Here is a 17,606-nt window from a genome sequence, read left to right as displayed (position 1 = left end):
TCATGAGCAAAGAATGGCCCCTCTGGGAAATCTTCATTCGCGGCCAACACGGCCTGAGCCACCGTCACGTCGGCTCCCTGCACGCGCCGGACGCCGAAATGGCGATCAAGAACGCCCGCGATGTTTACACCCGTCGCAACGAAGGCGTGTCGATCTGGGTGGTCGAGGCCAACAACATCTCAGCCTCTTCCCCTTCGGACAAAGGCCCGCTCTATGAGCCGTCTGAAAGCAAGATTTACCGCCACCCGACCTTCTTCGACATCCCCGATGAAATAGGACACATGTGATGGCCACCTCAGACAAGGACATGCTCGTGCAGTTCCTTCTGCGCATGGGCGACAACAGCCTCATTCTGGGCCACCGCGTTTCCGAATGGTGCGGCCACGCGCCGGTGCTGGAAGAAGACATCGCACTGGCCAACACCGCGCTGGATTTGATTGGTCAAACGCAATTCTGGCTGGGCTACGCGGCCGAGGTCATGGACGGCGACAAAACGGCTGACGACGTGGCGTTCCTGCGCGACGTCTGGAATTTCCGCAACATCCTGCTGGTGGAACTGCCCAACGGCGATTTTGGCCAAACCCTGATGCGCCAGTTCCTGTTTGACGCCTATCAATCCATCCTGCTACCGCGCCTGTCGAAATCCAGCGACCCACGGGTGGCCGAGATAGCCGAGAAAGCCAGCAAAGAATGCGCCTATCATGTGGAACGCTCTGCGGACACTGTGGTTGGCCTTGGCGACGGCACAGAGGAAAGCCACGCCCGTATGCAAGCCGCGCTTGACCGGCTCTGGCCTTATGTGGGCGAGATGTTTGCCAGCGATGACATAGACGCAGCCATGGCCGCCGCGGGCATCGCCCCCGATCCCGCCTCCTTGCGGTCCGAATATGACGCGCTTGTGGGCAAGGTCATGGCAGAGGCCACATTGACCATCCCCCAAAGCGATTTCGCCCACAAAGGCGGACGCTCCGGCAAAACCCACACCGAACACCTCGGTCACCTTCTGACTCAAATGCAATGGCTGCAACGCGCCTATCCGGGGGCGTCGTGGTAACCGATGGGCAGCGCCCGACCGAGGGCGGGGGTGAAGCCCCCTCCCGTAGGGGAGGTCGGGGGCTGCCCGGCGTGCCGCCAGGCGAAACGCTTCGCCCCTCAACAGACACCATCTGGACGTGGCTCGACGCTGTGCCTGACCCCGAAATCCCCGTCATTTCGCTGACTGACCTCGGCATCATCCGCGACGTGGCTTACGAAGGCGACACGCTCATCGTCACCGTCACCCCGACCTATTCCGGCTGCCCGGCCACAAGCATCATCAATCTGGACATCGAAACCGCCCTGCGCGGCCACGGTATTGAGCAGCTGGAGTTGCGTCGCCAACTCAGCCCCGCATGGACCACCGACTGGATGACCCAAAGCGGGCGCGACAAGCTGGAAGCCTACGGCATCGCCCCACCCCAGCCTGCCGGCGGGCCGGAAAAATGCCCACACTGCGGCAGCCAAGCCGTTGAGAAAATGAGCCAATTCGGCTCTACCCCCTGCAAGGCGCAATGGCGCTGCACCGCCTGCCTTGAACCCTTTGATTATTTCAAGTGCATCTGAGGAGACCCCACATGGCGCGCTTTCACGACCTCGAAGTGACCAACATCCACAAGACCATCCGCGACGCCGTTGTGGTCACGCTGGCCCCTGTTAACGGCGCGGCCAAGGAATTTGATTTCACCCAAGGCCAATACCTGACGTTCAAGCGCGATTTCGACGGCGAGGAACTGCGCCGCTCATATTCGATCTGCGCAGGCAAAGACGACGGCGTCCTTCAGGTCGGCATCAAACGCGTTGACGGCGGTGCGTTTTCGACCTGGGCCAACACCGAGCTTGCGGTGGGCGACACCGTGCAAGCCATGCCCCCGATGGGCGGCTTCTTCACGGCCCTAAATGCCGATGCGGACAAGACTTACCTCGGCTTTGCCGGCGGCTCCGGCATCACGCCGGTTCTGTCGCTGATCAAAACCACGCTCGCGCGTGAGCCGCAGTCGAGCTTCACCCTGATCTACGCCAACAAGGGCGTTTCCACGATCATGTTCCGCGAGGAACTCGACGACCTGAAAAACACCTACATGGGTCGCTTCAACGTGATCCACGTGCTGGAAACCGATGCGCAGGAAATCGACCTGTTTACCGGCATGGTGACCGAAGAAAAATGCGCCCAGCTGTTTCAGACCGGCTGGATCGATATCGCCTCGGTCGACACCGCCTTTATTTGCGGTCCCGAACCGATGATGCTGGGCATCGCCAAGGCACTCAAGGACCACGGCCTGTCGGAAGAGCAGATCAAGTTCGAACTCTTTGCCTCCGGCCAACCAGGGCGCGCCAAACGCAAAGCCAACAGCGCCAATGCCTCCACCAAGCCCGTCACTGCCCAGATCACTCTGGAAGGCGCCACGCAGACCATCGAGATGGACCGTGACACCTCGGTGCTGGACGCCGCCCGCGCCAACACATTGGACGCGCCTTATGCCTGCAAGGCGGGGGTCTGCTCCACCTGCAAATGCCGCCTGATCGAAGGCGAGGTCGAAATGGCCGCCAACCATGCGTTGGAGGACTATGAGGTCGAAAAAGGCTTTATCCTGTCGTGCCAATCTTACCCGCTGACAGACAAGGTTGTGGTTGATTACGATCAGTAAACACTTGTTCAGGCACCCGGAGACGGCCGCGGCGACGGCGGTGTGACCGCAACAGGCGCGTTAACGCCGCTGGTCAGCCCCAGCCCGATCCCGTAATCCAGCTCGTTGGTGGACAGATCAAGACCAAGGTTGAGATCGACGTAGAAATCCTCGTCCAGATATGCCGCGCCGATGTTGGGCCGCCATGCCTTGCTGCGCAGCTTGTAATCCAAACCCAGCGCCAACGCGCCGCGTTCTGCCTCGTCATCAGAAAACACCCGAACGCCGACGGAAACGTCTCCGCCAATAATAAAGCTTATCCCAAAGCCAAAAGACGGGTCAGCTTTTGCCGCCACAGGCATCAGACTCAAAGCAGCAGCTGCCGCCATTCCTAAAACAGGTCTATGAAACATTTTTCACCAATTGCTTTTTTCAATCCAAACAAAATACCCGCGAACTATGTCCTCACAAAGCTTATTTTTCTACCAGCATGGCATGTCGATCGGATCACTCGCTGGCGGGCCCTGATATCCAACCTGCCATTCCCCCCCACGCGCGCGCAAAAAAGGCCGAAGGAACCCCTCCGGCCTAAGAAATTCACATCAGACTTACCGGGAGTTAAAGCCCGCGCACACCGCGCAACAAAATGTCGGTGACCAAAAGCGCATAGGCTTCGCGCTCTTCGCGTGTCGCGGCATGTTCCCATATATAATAGCTGTTGAGCATGCCAAAAATCGACATGGTGATGCCACGCAATTTGACTTGGTCTTGCGCAAACATTTCTTTGGCGTTGCGTTCAACCACATCGCTCATGAACTGCACGAGGTCTTGCTGATACGCCTTGAGGATCGCCTGCTGCTTCGGGCTCAGGTTGGCAAGGTTTGTGGCCTGCACCCGATGGATTTCGTCAGACCCTTCATAAGCGGTGAGGATTTCGCGAACGACGTGATACAGCGCCTCTTCCGGCGCCTCAAACGTCACATCCAGACCACAAATACGATCGCGCAGATCGCACAGATAGGTGTCCAGCGCGTCAAACAGGATCGCTTCTTTGCTGGTGTAGTAATGATAGATCGTGGCTTTGGACACTCCACAGGCCTCGGCCAGTTTGGTCATCGACACACGATCATAACCTTCGGTGGCAAACTTCTTTGCCGCCGTGTCCAGAATATGGCTACGTTTCTGATCGTGGTCTTTTGCAATAGTTCGCGCCACAACTCACTCCTTGTCTCGGTTGTCGACGACCCGACGCGCCTTGCCTTGGCTGCGTTCGACATCGCCTGAGTCTCCTACGATGATTTCGGTGGAAACTCCTACGATATCTTTAATTCTCTTGGACAACATGCGCGCAGAGGCCGTTTTTGACAAATTATCGGCGGCATCCGGCGTGGCTTCAACCATGACGCGCATTGCGTCCATGTGACCCGACTTAAAGAGTTCGATCTGATAGTACGGCGCGAGCCCCCCCGTCGCGAGGACCTGCTCCTCAATCTGACTGGGAAACACGTTCACGCCGCGCAGGATAATCATGTCGTCGCTGCGCCCGGTGATTTTCGCCATGCGCCGCATCGACCGCGCCGTGCCAGGCATCAGCCGGGTCAGGTCTCGGGTGCGATAGCGGATCATCGGCAGCCCCTCTTTGGTCAGCGTCGTAAACACCAGCTCACCCTCTTGGCCGTCTTCTAACACCTCACCTGTCGCCGGATCAATAATCTCAGGATAAAAATGGTCCTCCCAGATCACCGGCCCGTCTTTGGTTTCCACACATTCGTTGGCAACCCCCGGCCCCATGATCTCGCTCAGCCCGTAAATATCCACCGCATGCATATCAAAGGCGGCCTCGACCTCTTTTCGCATGCTGTCCGTCCACGGCTCCGCTCCAAAAACACCCACCTTCAGCGAACTCTCACGCGGGTCCAGTCCCGCTTTGTGGAACGCCTCAAGGATGTTGAGCATATAAGACGGCGTCACCATTATTCCGTCAGGTTGGAAATCAGTGATCAGCCCGACCTGCTTGTCCGTCTGCCCGCCCGACATCGGCACAACCGTCGCGCCCAGCCGTTCAATGCCATAATGCGCGCCCAACCCGCCGGTAAACAGGCCGTAGCCATAAGCGTTGTGCACCATGTCACCCGCCCGAAGACCGGACGCTCGCAAGCTGCGCGCCATCAGGTCGGCCCAGATGTCGATGTCTTTCGCGGTATAGCCCACCACCGTGGGTTTGCCCGTGGTGCCAGAGGAGGCATGCAGCCGCATAATCTTGTTGCGGGGCACCGCCAGCAGGCCAAAGGGATAATTCGCCCGCAAGTCATCCTTGTTGGAGAAAGGAAATTTCGACAAGTCACTCAATGACTTGAGGTCATCCGGATGCACACCTGCCTCGTCAAAGCGCGCCTTGTACATCGGCACGTTGTCATAGGCATGGCGCAGCGACCACTTCAACCGGTCCAGTTGCAGCCCACGAATTTCATCCGCCGATGCAATCTCAATCGGGTCCAGCTCCTCGGGCCGTGGTGACAGGTCTTTCATGATCGTTCTCCTCCGCACGAATGCGTCTTATTCTTCAAACAACTGTCCACGGATCGCGCGGGATGCGCCACGGAATTCAGCAATGACCACTGCGTCTTGGTTGGTCACCGTCACATCATAAAGCCCGCTGCGTCCGGTCAGCGACACCTCGCGGGCATGCGCTGTCAGCACGTCCCCCTCCCGCCCTGGTGCGAGAAAACTGATCTGGTTGTGCTGGGCGACAGTCGCCTGATTGCGGCTGTTGCAGGCAAAGGCAAAGGCGCTGTCTGCCAGCGTGAACGTCAGCCCGCCATGACAGATACCATGCCCGTTGCAGAACTCCGGCCGCACCGTCATCGTCAGCGTCGCCTGCCCCTCGCGAACTTCAGAAATCTGCATGCCCAGAAACTGGCTCGCACGGTCAGATTCCCACATCGCTTGGGCTGACGCTCCCGCCCGCTCCTGACCTGTCAAATTCGTCATGTTATCCTCCGTTGCGCCAGCTGATCACTTGCATTGACCGACCGGTTGGTCAATAAATGCGCAACACGGCTGAGTCGTCAAGGGGAGAGCACGTTATGACCATTCAAAATGTTTCCAGTTTTGCCAAGGGTGCGTGGGTCGCGCCCGGGTCTGGTGCGCGAAATATTGCCTCTGCGATCACCGGCGACGTGATTGCAACTGCAGGCAACGACGCGCTGGATGTGCAAGGCATGCTGGCCTATGCGCGTGACGTGGGCGGCCCTGCTTTGCGCAAAATGACCTTTCATGACCGCGCGCGCATGCTCAAAGCGTTGGCGCTGCATCTGCGCGAACACCGCGACGCTATGTATCAGCTCTCCTTTGACACCGGCGCCACGCAGGCCGATCACCTGATCGACATCGACGGCGGCATCGGCACCATGATGGTCTTTGCCTCCAAAGGTCGCAAAGAAATGCCGGACGCGCAGATCTATGTAGATGGCGAGATCGAGCAGCTGTCGCGCAACGGCACCTTTCTGGGTCAACACATCTGCACCCCGTTGCAAGGCGTCGCAGTGCACATCAACGCCTTCAACTTTCCGGTTTGGGGCATGCTGGAAAAGCTCGCCCCCACCTTGCTCGCGGGGGTTCCGGCCATTGTAAAACCCGCCACGTCTTCCTGCTATGTCACCGAACTCGCCGTACGTATCATGGCGGAAAGCAATATCCTGCCCGACGGTGCGCTACAGCTTGTCTCCGGCGGTTTGGGCGACATGCTCGACCATCTCACTTGTCAGGATGCCGTGGCCTTCACAGGCTCCGCCGACACTGCGTTAAAACTGCGCTCAAACCCGCTGATCCTTGGAAATTCCGTGCGTTTCACAGCCGAAGCTGACAGCTTGAATTGCTCGATCCTTGGGCCCGACGCTCTATCTGGCACGCCGGAATTTGATCTTTTCATCAAAGAAGTCAGCCGCGAAATGACCACCAAAGCGGGCCAGAAATGCACCGCGATCCGCCGCATCATCACGCCCGAAGGCGTCACCGAGGCGGTGATTGACGCTCTTTCAGCCCAACTCGACAAAACCGTGATCGGTGATCCCCGCCTTGAAACCACCCGCATGGGTGCGCTTGTGTCTTCGGGCCAGAAACGCGACGTGCTGGAAAAGGCCGCGCATCTCGCGACCGAGGCCACCCGCGTTTATGGCGATCCCGACGATTTTGCCGTGCAGGGGGCCGACCCCGACAAAGGCGCCTTCGTCCCGCCGATGCTGTTTTTCTGCGACCAGCCCGACACCGCCACAGCCGTGCATGACACCGAAGCCTTCGGTCCTGTCTCAACCATCATGGGCTACCGCGATCTGGATCACGCCATCGCGCTGGCAAATCGCGGCCAAGGCTCGCTTGTGGCCTCCGTCATCACCCATAACACCGAGGTCGCCCGCGACGTCGCGCTTGGCGCAGGCGCCTTTCATGGTCGTCTTTATTTCAACAACCGCGACAGCATGGGCGAAAGCACCGGCCACGGGTCTCCGTTGCCGCACATGGTACACGGCGGTCCCGGTCGCGCAGGCGGCGGCGAAGAGTTGGGCGGCATCCGCGCCGTGAAACACTTCATGCAACGCACCGCCATTCAGGGCAGCCCCGACATTCTTACCGGCGTGACGGGCCAATGGGTGGCAGGCGCCGCAGAAACATCCGCAGGCGCGCATCCCTTCACCCGCAAATTTGGCGAACTGGCGGTTGGGGAAACCCTCAACAGCGCGCCTCGCACGGTGACGCTGGACGACATCGAACACTTCGCCACCTTCACCGGCGATACCTTCTATGCCCACATGGACGACGCCGCCGCCAAGCGAAACCCGTTCTTCCCGGGTCGTGTGGCGCATGGCTACCTGTTGCTCAGCTTCGCCGCTGGTCTGTTTGTCGAACCCAACGAGGGCCCCGTGCTGGCAAACACCGGCCTTGACGCTCTGCGGTTCATGAAACCGGTGTCCGCCGGTGACGCCATCAAAGTGCGCCTGACAGTCAAGAAAAAGACCAAACGCAATGACGAATACGGCGAAGTCCGCTGGCACGTGACCCTGACCAATCAGGACGACGAGCAAGTTGCCGAATATGAGTTGCTGACAATGGTGGCTTTCTGATCCGTTGGCCCGCGGCGCAAGCCGCGGGCCGCGCCTCAGGCCTAATGCATGACACCTCCGCTCTTCCACTTGCACGGCATTCCCGCTACTCAGAACCAACCCTGATGACCGGATGCTCGCATGCCTCTCGCCCTGACACAGCTTTCCGACCTCGCCTCTCTGCCGTTTGACGAGATCATCGACGTCCGCTCCCCCGCAGAATATGCCGAAGACCACATTCCCGGTTCCATCTCGCTGCCTGCGCTCACCAACGAAGAACGCGCCCACGTGGGCACGATCTACGTTCAGGAAGACCCTTTTAAAGCCCGAAAAGTAGGCGCGGCTTTGGTGTCCCGCAATGTCGCAGACCACCTCGAGGGCCCGCTGTCAGACCGCCCCGGCGGCTGGAAACCTCTGGTCTATTGCTGGCGCGGCGGGCAACGCTCAGGCTCGGTTGCGATTATTCTCAAACAGATCGGCTGGCGCGCGGACACGGTCGAGGGCGGATATCAATCTTACCGCCGCATGGTCTCCAAAGCGCTCTATGACGCCGAGATGCCCTGCCCCGTTGTGGTCATCGACGGCGGCACAGGGACCGCCAAGACCCGCCTGCTCCACCACCTGGCAGAGCAAGGCGCGCAGATGCTGGATCTTGAGGCCATGGCCGAGCATCGCGGCTCTCTGTTTGGCCCGATGAGCGACACGCAACCCAGCCAGAAAGCCTTCGAAAGCCGTCTGGCGATGGGCATGGCCAAACTGACACCTGATCGTCCGGTGTACGTCGAGGCCGAAAGCTCCAAAATCGGGCGCCTGATCATCTCGCCGGTGCTGTGGCAAGCCATGATCGCCGCGCCCAATCTGCGCGTGAGCGCGCCTCTTGCGGCCCGCACCAGCCATCTGTTGACCGCTTATCCTGACATGATTGCCGACAGTGACCGGTTGACCGATATCCTTGGCCAACTCACGCGATATCATGGCCATGAACAGGTCGAGGCTTGGAACGCGTTGGCACTCGCGGGCGACTATAAAACCTTGGCGCAACAGCTGATCGAAACCCACTATGATCCGCGCTACACCCGCATCTCGCGCGCGCATGCGCCGAATGCGCAGCCGCTTGATTTGCCGGATCTGTCTGAGGACACCCTCGCTGCCACCGCCGCTAAAATCATTGCGTCAGAGTGATCGACGCCGCCCCCTCTTTGAGCCGCCCGATCACCGCCGCGTCATGCCCCAGACTGCGCAGCTGCGCCACCAGCGCCGCCGCCTGATCCGCTGCGACAGCCGCCAACAAGCCACCCGCCGTCTGCGGATCGTGCAACAACGCGGCTTTGGCGCTATCCTCGCCAACAACCGGCGCGGCATCCACGTTGTTTTGATAGATCGTGCTGCGATGCCCCGCCGCCGCGAGCGCCTCTGCCCCCGCATAGGTCTGCACCGCGCCCAGATTGATGTCCGCCGCCACCCCTGACGCGCGGCAAATCGCCATCAAATGCCCCGCCAGACCAAAGCCGGTCACATCGGTCATCGCAGTTGCGCCTTGCAAGACATCCGCTGCGTCGCCTTGTGGTGTCGCCATAACCGCCAACATCGCCGCCACATCGCGTCCGCGTGCCTTGCCCTGCATCTCCGCTGCCAAGACCGTGCCGGACCCGATCGGTCGCGTCAAAATCAATGCATCTCCGGCCCGCCCACCTGCGTTGGTGATGGCCGGCCCGTCCAACAATCCGGTGAGCGTCAGCCCAATGCTCAACTCTGCGCCCATCGCGGAATGCCCCCCGACGATCTCGGCACCTGTAGCGCTCAACACCTCGCCAGCTTCACGCAAAATCTCCGCCATCGTGCGGGCCTGCAATGGCTCTGCCATGCGCGGCAGAGTGATCGACATCAACGCCGCCTGCGGAACCGCCCCCATCGACCAGATATCGCCCAGCGCATGCACCGCCGCAATCCGCGCCATCAGACCCGGATCTTCGATAAATCCGCGCAGATGATCGGTTGTCACCACCTGCTCTGCCCCGCCCACGCGCAAAACTGCCGCGTCATCTCCGGGGCCCGCCAGCACATCTGAGCGGCCTGCGCGCGGCAAACCTAACAAAGCCTCTGACAAGGTGGCGGCGCCCACCTTGGAGCCACAGCCGCCACACAGCGGCTGCGTTGCCGCCTGCCCCAGCGCCACGTCGCGCGGCGGTTTGGGTCCCGCCATCTGCGGCAGATTGACGAACTGGTGCATGAATTTACGGTCTATGTGATTTTTCCAACGCCACAATGGCGCCTTTAGCCCGGTTGCTGCAAACGTCCGCCCCCATTTGGCCGCCAACGCCTTCTTGCCGCCCAACGAAATCAGCTTGAGGTAATCTTCCTGCGGCTTGAACTTTTGCATCTTTGCGCCCGTCAACGCGGCCCGCAAATTGTGTGCCAGTACCGGCGCGGCGCGCACCGCAAACACCCCTGCTTTGGGGCGCGGCGTGTCCACCAATTCGGCGCAATCGCCCGCAGCAAACAGATCGTCAAACCCTTCGGCCAACAGGCGGTGATCCACGCGCACAAACCCGTCCTCGGTCAACGGCAAAGGCGCGTTCGCCACCCACGGATGGGCAAACCCGCCTGCTGCCGCCACGATGAAATGGCTGGCCACGCGGCGTCCGTCCGCCAAGATCACCGCATCGGCTGTGACCTCCGCCACCGCCGCTTGCGTCAGAACCTTGACGCCCAACCGCGCCATGGCTTTGCGCAACGGTGCCTCCGCGCCTGCTGTCTGGCGCGTGATCTGATCGGACGCCTCGATCACATGCACCTTGGGCACAGCGCCTTTGGCCTTGAGCGCATGTGCCATCGCCAATGCCAATTCCACGCCCGCCACGCCGCCGCCAATCACGGCGACATCAGGCGTGATCTCTCCAGATGCCCGCTCAAGAAACGCCGCCCATTTCGCGGCATAGACATCCAGCGGTTTGGCCCCGACGCCATACTGTGGAAACCCCGAAACCCAAGGCATTTTCCCGTGAATGCCCACATCCAGCGAGGCCACATCGTAGGCAATCTTGCCGCGCCCCGCGACGCTTATGGTTTTGGCCTCCGGATCAATATCTGTGGCCGGCGCCATAATCAGACGCGCGCCAGAAAACCGGGCCAACTGAACCAGGTCAATCTCCAACGCGTCGCGCGTGTAATGCCCCGCAATATGGCCCGGCAACATGCCAGAATATGGCGCAGTTGCCCCCGGATTGATCAACGTCAGACGCGCACCGGCCAACGGTTTCATCCCCCACATCCGCAGCATTAGCGCATGGGTGTGGCCACCGCCCACAAGGACAAGGTCGCGGGTCAGGGGAAGCGTATTGTGCATGATCGATGTCCGGCTAAACTGGGGTTGCTTTGCGATATCGTAATCCGCGTGCAATGGAAACGGGAGAGCTGCTCGGGCCATAACGCAGGCTTTATGCGACCGTGTCGTTTTCGGTATATCAGTTTTGCCCTCACCGTGGTTTTCTCACGCCCAACAGAACGCAAAGGACACAGCCATGACCCTGCCCGCCACCATGAACGCGATGATTCTCACCGGCCACGGCGATCTGGACGCGTATGAATGGCGCACCGATTGGCCCGTGCCGACGCCCGCCGCTGGTCAGGTGCTGGTGCGCGTCGGCGCATGCGGGATGAACAACACCGACGTGAACACACGTGCGGGTTGGTATTCCAAGGCCGTCACCGGCGCCACCGAAACCGCCACCGATGAATCGCCCGATGGTGATGATCCCAGCTGGGGCGGGGCGCCGATCACCTTCCCTCGCATCCAGGGCGCGGATGTCTGCGGCACAATTGTTGCCGTGGGCGAAGGCGTCGATATGGCCCGCATCGGCGAGCGCATCATCACCGATTGCTGGATCCGCGATCCCGATGACCTTCAGGACAAAAACAAAACCGGCTATTTCGGGTCTGAAATGGATGGCGGCTTCGCCCAGTTCACCGTCATGCCTGCCCGCAACGCGCTGGCTGTAAACTGCTCCCTGTCGGACGCGGAACTGGCGACATTCTCCTGCTCTTACTCTACCGCCGAAGGCATGCTGGAACGCGCGCACGTCACAGCAGCGGACACGGTGCTGGTGCCCGGCGCCTCGGGCGGGGTTGGCGGCGCGGTGATCCAGTTGGCCAAGCGGCGCGGCGCGCGGGTGATCGCGCTGGCATCAGAGGCAAAACACGCCGACGTCGCCGCCCTTGGCGCGGACGTCGTCCTGCCACGTGCCCCCAACAACCTGCGCGCAGCCCTTGGCGACGAAAAGATCACCGTGCTGGCCGACGTAGTTGGCGGCGACTTTTGGCCATCTCTGGTGGACATGCTGGAACGCGGTGGTCGCTTGACCACATCGGGCGCGATTGCAGGCCCGATGGTCGAACTCGATTTGCGCACGCTTTATCTGCGCGACCTGACGTTCACCGGATCCACTGTGATCGACCTGTCGGTCATGCCCAATCTGATCCGCTATATCGAGGCAGGCGACATTCGCCCCGCACTTGCCGCGTCTTATCCGTTGGCGGATCTCAAAGACGCGCAGTCGGCTTTCATCGACAAAAAGCACACCGGCAACATCGTTGTGCTGCCATGACCAAAACCGCAACCCCCTTGCCGGCCCAGATTGCTCCGGCGATTGCGGCGCTTCCAAAGGCGCCGCAGGATGGCATGCGGGCTTTGCGGGATTTGATCTGTGACACGGCCGCCGAAACCGGTGCCTTGCCGATTGAGGAAAGCCTGAAATGGGGCCAACCCAGTTTTGCGCCGCCCAAACGCGACGGCACTCCGATCCGTCTTGGCTGGTCCGCTGATGCGCCAGACCGCATCGCCATGCTGGTGCATTGCCAGACAACCGTGGTCGAGGCGTGGCGCGAGCGTTTTGGCGATGCATTCACCTACGACGGCAGTCGCGCGCTTTTTGTGCCACTGGATGCGCCGCTCGATACAGACGCACTGCGTCACGCCATTGCCCTGGCCTTGACCTATCGCCGCTAAGCGGGACGAAAACGGCACCGACGCGTTACAGTCGCAATACCGACGCGATACCGAACCTGTTTTTTCGAAGTTTCAGCTCGTTACGGGCGCCACAACAGATGTGGCCGTCAAAACCGCCATCACCTCTGCCACCACCGCAGCTGCGATCACTTCGGGGCGCTTGTCACCGCTGCCCATGGCGCCGATAGGGCAGACCAATGCCTGCGCGTCCACACACTCCTGTGCTTTGGCAAAACTGGTAAATTTGCTGCGTTTCGTGGCCGATCCGATCATGCCGACATAGGCCGCATCCCCGCGCGCCAAAGCCTCAGCCGCCAATAGAAAATCAAGCGCGTGGTCATGGGTCAACACAATGAAAACGCTGCCTTTTGGGGCTAAGCGCACCAAAGATTCTGGCAACGCTGTCAGGGATTTGGCCACATCAGCCTGGCTCATGCCCAGCTCTTCCGGGCGGCTGTCCACCAGATGGCACGCCACCGGCATGTGTTGAAACACATTGACCAAAGCCCGCCCCACATGCCCTGCTCCCAGCACATAAACATGCGGCAAAGCGGCGGCGTCTGCCGCGGCCCGCGCCGTTGCCGCGGCCCGCGCATGCGCGTCCATCACGCTCAGGGAAATCTCGACCCGACCACCGCAGCACTGACCAATCTCCGGTCCCAGCGGCACATCCATAATCGCAGCATTGCCATTTGATTTCAGCAACTTACGCGCCTCATCCAGCGCCATATACTCCAACTGACCGCCACCAATTGTGCCCGCCATACCCGCGTTCGACACATACATCACAGCGCCTTGCTCACGTGGCGATGATCCCCGCACACGCGCAAGCGACACTTCTACAACAGGGAGATCGCTTTGCAAAAACGCTATGATATCCGCGGGTTTCATGCCTTCAACCGCTCCACAGCCATCAACACCCGTTCCGGCGTTGCTGGCGCATCCAGCCGCGGGCATTCGCGATAGTCTGCCACCGACGCCACCGCCATGCCGAGCGCTTCGAACACGCAGATCGGCAACATGAACGGCGGCTCGCCCACCGCTTTGGATCGCTTGATCGTCAACTCGCGGTTTTCGGACCAATCCGCCAATTTCACGTTAAATTCCAGAGGGATATCGCCCGCCAACGGAATTTTGTAGGTGCTTGGCGCATGGGTTCTGAGCCGCCCCTTGTCGTCCCAGACCAGTTCTTCCGATGTCAGCCAGCCCAAACCTTGCACAAAGGCGCCTTCAACCTGACCTTTGTCCAATACAGGGTTCAGCGACTTGCCCACGTCGTGCAGCACATCAGCCCGATCCACGCGGTATTCGCCGGTCAACGTGTCCACCGACACTTCCGCCACAGCCGCGCCATAGGCAAAATAGTAAAACGGCCGCCCCTGACCCTTTTCACGATCCCAATGGATTTTCGGGGTCTTGTAAAACCCGGCCGCCGATAGCTGCACACGCGCCATGTAAGCCTTTGAGATAAATTCGTTAAACGCGATTTCCTGTTTTCCAACGCGCACCGCATTGGCGACAAAAATCACGGCGTCCTCTGCCACATCCCACGCCTCAGCCGCCCACGACACCAGCCGCGCCTTGATCTGCGCACACGCATCCAGCGCCGCCATTCCGTTCAGATCGGTGCCGGATGAGGCCGCCGTTGCAGAGGTGTTCGGCACCTTCTCGGTTGTCGTCTTGGTGATCTTGATCCGGTCAATATCAACCTGAAACGCCTCGGCCACCACTTGGGCTATCTTGGTGTTTAGCCCCTGCCCCATCTCTGTGCCGCCGTGGTTGAGCATAATCGAGCCATCGTTATAGACATGCACCAACGCGCCCGCCTGATTGAACCAGGTCGCGGTAAAGCTGATCCCGAATTTCACCGGCGTAAGTGAGATGCCTTTGCGGATAATGCCACCCTTGGCGTTGTGATCCAACACCGCTTGGCGCCGCGCCTGATAGTCGGAACTCTGCTCAAGCTCATCCACCAGTCGCCCAACTACGTTGTCCTCAACCTCTTGATGGTAGGGCGTAATATTGCGGTCCGTGTCACCATAGAAGTTCGCCTTGCGCACCTCCAACGGGTCTTTGCCCAAGGCATAGGCGATCTCTTCGATCATGCGCTCCGCGCCGACGACGCCCTGCGGCCCGCCAAACCCGCGAAAGGCGGTGTTGGACACGGTGTTGGTTTTCATCGGACGACTTTTCAGCCGCACATGCGGGTAGAAATAGGCGTTGTCGGCATGAAACAGCGCCCGATCCGTGACAGGACCCGAAAGGTCCGACGACCACCCACAGCGCGCCGCAAATTGCGCGTCCACTGCTGTGATGCGGCCATCGTCCCCGAACCCGACATCATAGTCGACCACAAAATCATGCCGCTTGCCGGTGCTTTCCATGTCCTGATCGCGGTCTGGCCGGATTTTCACCGGCCTTTTCCATCGCTTGGCCGCCAAAGCTGCAGTAGCCGCGAACTGGTTCATCTGGCTTTCCTTGCCGCCAAAACCGCCGCCCATGCGCCGCACGTTCACCACCACAGCGTTGTTTGGCACGCCCAGAACATGCGCCACCATATGCTGCGCTTCGCTGGGATGCTGGGTGGAGCAATGCACCACCACATCATCGTCTTCTCCGGGCATGGCAAAGGCGATGTGCCCTTCCAAATACATGTGGTCCTGCCCGCCAATCCGCATATGCCCCTTGATACGATGCGCCGCTTCGGCCTGCCCCTTGGCAATGTCACCACGTTGCAGGGTCATGGGGTCGGTTACATCCGGATACCCCTTGGCTATGGCCTCATCCGCTTCGATGACATGCGCTAAAGTCTCATAGCTGATCTGCGCCAAAGCCGCCGCACGACGCGCTTCATCCCGGCTTTCGGCCACAACTGCGAACACAACTTGTCCCCAGAACTCGATGGTATCTTTGGCAAAAAGTGGCTCGTCGTGTCGCCCTGTCGGGCTGACATCGTTAACCCCGGGAACGTCCTGTGCCGTCAGCACGCCCACCACACCGGGGGCCGCGCGCACCGCGTCAAGATCAACCGATGTGATCCGCGCATGCGCCACGCCCGAGGTTCCGAAATAGGCGTGCAACGTGCCGATGGGCTCAGCGATGTCATCGGTGTAATCCGCAGCACCTGTCACGTGCTTGGCCGCGCTGTCGTGGGCCAGATCGCGGTGAACGCCGCCTTTGATGGAAACTGTCTCAGTCATCACAGGCCCTCCGCAATCAATTGCGCCTCTGCACCGGATTGCTCCAGCCAGAACCGCTGAAACAAGTTTTGCGCCACTTTCATCCGATAAGCCGCCGATGCTCGCATGTCATCCAGCGGCTGAAAATCTTCAGGCAGCTTCGCGGCAGCAGCCAACAGCGCCGCCTCAGACCACGGCTGCCCGATCATCGCCGCCTCCGCCAATGCCGCGCGCTTGGGCGTCGCTGCCATACCACCAAATGCCAGCACTGCCTTGGTGATCACGCCCGCATCGACTTGCACGGTCATGCCCACAGCCACAGAAGAGATATCCTCCTCGCGCCGCTTGGAAATCTTATAGGCCGCATGATACCCACAGATGAGACGCGGCACCGAGATACTCTCGACAAATTCACCGTCGGCGCGGTCCTGTTTTCCATAAGCCACAAAGAAATCTTCCAGCCGCAGAACCCGCCGCACTTCGCCCTTACGCAGTGTGATCGACGCACCCAAAGCGATCAAAACCGGTGGCGTGTCCCCAATAGGAGACCCATTCGCGATATTGCCGCCAATCGTGCCCATGTTGCGCACCTGCCAGCCCGCAATGCGGTCCCAATAATCGCTAAGGTGCGGATAATACTGCGCAATCACGTCCTGCGCTTCGGTATAGGTCACACCTGCGCCAAACGTTACCGCATCCTCGTTGACCTCGATGGACTTCAGCCCCTCAAGGTGACCAACAAAGACCGCCGGAGAAATCCGCTTGAGAAATTTGGTTACCCAAAGCCCCACATCCGTGCTGCCTGCAATGATCGTCGCGTTCGGCTCAGTCTCCAGAACAGCGGCCAGATCATCCACATCCGCAGGCAGGATCGCACGACTTTCGTCCTTGGCAACTTCGACCCGCGCACCGTCGCGCATACCTTGTAACTTGGCCGTCACCGCATCCCGTTCTGTCGTCAAATGTTCGGCAGTGGCGCTTCCGTAGTCCGTCACTGCCTGCGCTGCCCGAATGATAGGGGCATAGCCTGTACAGCGACACAAATTGCCCTGCAAAGCGACTTCGACCTGCGGCACTGTGGGCCGCTCATGTTCCATCCACAGCGCATATAGCGACATCACAATGCCCGGCGTGCAAAACCCGCATTGGCTGCCGTGATGGGCCACCATGGCTTGCTGCACCGGGCTAAGCCTTCCATTCGGCCCGCCTAGATATTCAATTGTCACGACATGACAGCCGTCCAGCGACGCTAGAAACCGGATGCAGGCATTTACCACCTCATATCGCAGCCCCTCAGGCGTCAGCCGACCCACCAACACCGTGCAAGCGCCGCAGTCCCCTTCGGCGCAGCCCTCCTTGGTGCCGGTCAGGCGCTGATCGATGCGCAGAAAATCCAGCAATGTGTCATCAGCACCCACATCCGGCAACCGCATCTCTCGGTCGTTGAGGACAAAACGGATCTCGGTGCGGACCTTTGCGCCCTGCGTCATTGGCTGTTCCCTGTTCTTAGGCTGGCATTCCGACGGCACCCACGGCGCCCTTGCAGGCAGTGTAAATCCACTTGATAGGGGGATGATACGCGGGTTTTTGCAAATCTATTTCAATATTTGATTGAAAATAGCCCCCTCTTTCACTGCTAGAATGCGTGAAATCGGGCAAGATG

16 protein-coding genes are annotated in these 17,606 nt (G+C 60.1%); 8 read left to right on the top strand and 8 right to left on the bottom strand.

The features are described 5' to 3' along the window. Positions 1-2: 2 nt before the first annotated feature. The 4 genes from paaB to SHIM_RS08925 all read left to right on the top strand — a co-directional run bounded on the left by paaB (position 3) and on the right by SHIM_RS08925 (position 2,684). Complete coding sequence (gene paaB / locus SHIM_RS08940; protein ID WP_054002312.1) at positions 3-287, top strand: 1,2-phenylacetyl-CoA epoxidase subunit PaaB; 285 nt, start codon at positions 3-5, stop codon at positions 285-287. After that, on the top strand, positions 287-1,054 hold the full coding sequence (gene paaC, locus SHIM_RS08935; RefSeq protein ID WP_082358340.1) for a 1,2-phenylacetyl-CoA epoxidase subunit PaaC: 768 nt from the start codon (positions 287-289) through the stop codon (positions 1,052-1,054). The genes paaB and paaC overlap by 1 nt, the downstream gene beginning before the upstream one ends. 71 nt (positions 1,055-1,125) lie before the next feature. After that, positions 1,126-1,602, top strand: a complete 477-nt coding sequence (gene paaD, locus SHIM_RS08930; protein ID WP_241488828.1) for a 1,2-phenylacetyl-CoA epoxidase subunit PaaD — start codon at positions 1,126-1,128, stop codon at positions 1,600-1,602. A gap of 11 nt (positions 1,603-1,613) precedes the next feature. Beyond that, a complete protein-coding gene (locus tag SHIM_RS08925) occupies positions 1,614-2,684 on the top strand; it encodes a 2Fe-2S iron-sulfur cluster-binding protein (RefSeq protein ID WP_054002311.1) in 1,071 nt (356 codons plus the stop codon). Between the two features lie 8 nt (positions 2,685-2,692). On the opposite strand, the gene SHIM_RS08920 is transcribed toward SHIM_RS08925, so the two are convergent. The 4 genes from SHIM_RS08920 to paaI all read right to left on the bottom strand — a co-directional run bounded on the left by SHIM_RS08920 (position 2,693) and on the right by paaI (position 5,645). After that, complete coding sequence (locus SHIM_RS08920) at positions 2,693-3,076, bottom strand: hypothetical protein (RefSeq protein WP_152926499.1); 384 nt, start codon at positions 3,074-3,076, stop codon at positions 2,693-2,695. A gap of 205 nt (positions 3,077-3,281) precedes the next feature. Continuing rightward, entirely contained in the window at positions 3,282-3,878 is a 597-nt protein-coding gene (locus SHIM_RS08915; protein ID WP_054002309.1) for a TetR/AcrR family transcriptional regulator, read from the bottom strand. Between the two features lie 3 nt (positions 3,879-3,881). Further along, positions 3,882-5,192: a phenylacetate--CoA ligase PaaK gene (gene paaK, locus SHIM_RS08910; RefSeq protein ID WP_054002308.1), complete on the bottom strand. Its 1,311-nt coding sequence runs from the start codon at positions 5,190-5,192 to the stop codon at positions 3,882-3,884. A 27-nt stretch (positions 5,193-5,219) separates the two neighbouring features. After that, positions 5,220-5,645, bottom strand: coding sequence for a hydroxyphenylacetyl-CoA thioesterase PaaI (gene paaI, locus SHIM_RS08905; RefSeq protein ID WP_054002457.1), 426 nt, complete (start codon positions 5,643-5,645; stop codon positions 5,220-5,222). A 104-nt stretch (positions 5,646-5,749) separates the two neighbouring features. On the opposite strand from paaI, the gene paaZ reads away from it, so the two are divergent. Together paaZ and mnmH are read left to right on the top strand one after the other, a co-directional pair. Then, positions 5,750-7,780, top strand: a complete 2,031-nt coding sequence (paaZ, locus tag SHIM_RS08900; protein ID WP_054002307.1) for a phenylacetic acid degradation bifunctional protein PaaZ — start codon at positions 5,750-5,752, stop codon at positions 7,778-7,780. 120 nt (positions 7,781-7,900) lie between these two features. Further along, entirely contained in the window at positions 7,901-8,941 is a 1,041-nt protein-coding gene (gene mnmH / locus SHIM_RS08895; RefSeq protein WP_054002306.1) for a tRNA 2-selenouridine(34) synthase MnmH, read from the top strand. Here mnmH and selD read toward each other — a convergent pair. After that, positions 8,925-11,105 carry a selenide, water dikinase SelD gene (gene selD / locus SHIM_RS08890; protein ID WP_054002305.1) on the bottom strand — a complete coding sequence of 727 codons (2,181 nt, stop codon included), beginning with the start codon at positions 11,103-11,105 and terminating at the stop codon, positions 8,925-8,927. The genes mnmH and selD overlap by 17 nt on opposite strands. Positions 11,106-11,280: 175 nt before the next feature. Between selD and SHIM_RS08885 the strand changes: the two genes are divergently transcribed. Next, on the top strand, positions 11,281-12,363 hold the full coding sequence (locus tag SHIM_RS08885) for an alcohol dehydrogenase family protein (protein ID WP_054002304.1): 1,083 nt from the start codon (positions 11,281-11,283) through the stop codon (positions 12,361-12,363). Beyond that, positions 12,360-12,764 carry a DUF1801 domain-containing protein gene (locus SHIM_RS08880; RefSeq protein ID WP_054002303.1) on the top strand — a complete coding sequence of 135 codons (405 nt, stop codon included), beginning with the start codon at positions 12,360-12,362 and terminating at the stop codon, positions 12,762-12,764. The genes SHIM_RS08885 and SHIM_RS08880 overlap by 4 nt, the downstream gene beginning before the upstream one ends. A gap of 72 nt (positions 12,765-12,836) precedes the next feature. Here the strand turns inward: SHIM_RS08880 and xdhC are convergent, their stop codons facing one another. Genes xdhC through xdhA form a run of 3 tightly spaced genes read right to left on the bottom strand, consistent with a single transcriptional unit; the run spans position 12,837 to position 17,433 of the window. Then, positions 12,837-13,655, bottom strand: a complete 819-nt coding sequence (gene xdhC, locus SHIM_RS08875) for a xanthine dehydrogenase accessory protein XdhC (RefSeq protein WP_054002302.1) — start codon at positions 13,653-13,655, stop codon at positions 12,837-12,839. After that, on the bottom strand, positions 13,652-15,964 hold the full coding sequence (gene xdhB, locus SHIM_RS08870) for a xanthine dehydrogenase molybdopterin binding subunit (RefSeq protein ID WP_054002301.1): 2,313 nt from the start codon (positions 15,962-15,964) through the stop codon (positions 13,652-13,654). The genes xdhC and xdhB overlap by 4 nt, the downstream gene beginning before the upstream one ends. Continuing rightward, the gene (gene xdhA, locus SHIM_RS08865; protein ID WP_054002300.1) at positions 15,964-17,433 is read right to left on the bottom strand and encodes a xanthine dehydrogenase small subunit; all 1,470 of its coding nucleotides are present in this window, start codon (positions 17,431-17,433) and stop codon (positions 15,964-15,966) included. Before xdhA ends, xdhB begins: the two co-directional genes overlap by 1 nt. Positions 17,434-17,606 lie beyond the last annotated feature (173 nt).

Origin of the sequence: Shimia sp. SK013, from assembly GCF_001292625.1 — a bacterium.
Taxonomy (GTDB): domain Bacteria; phylum Pseudomonadota; class Alphaproteobacteria; order Rhodobacterales; family Rhodobacteraceae; genus Shimia.
The sequence above is the reverse complement of the archived record's forward strand: the minus strand, read 5'-3'. Positions and strand labels throughout refer to the sequence as shown.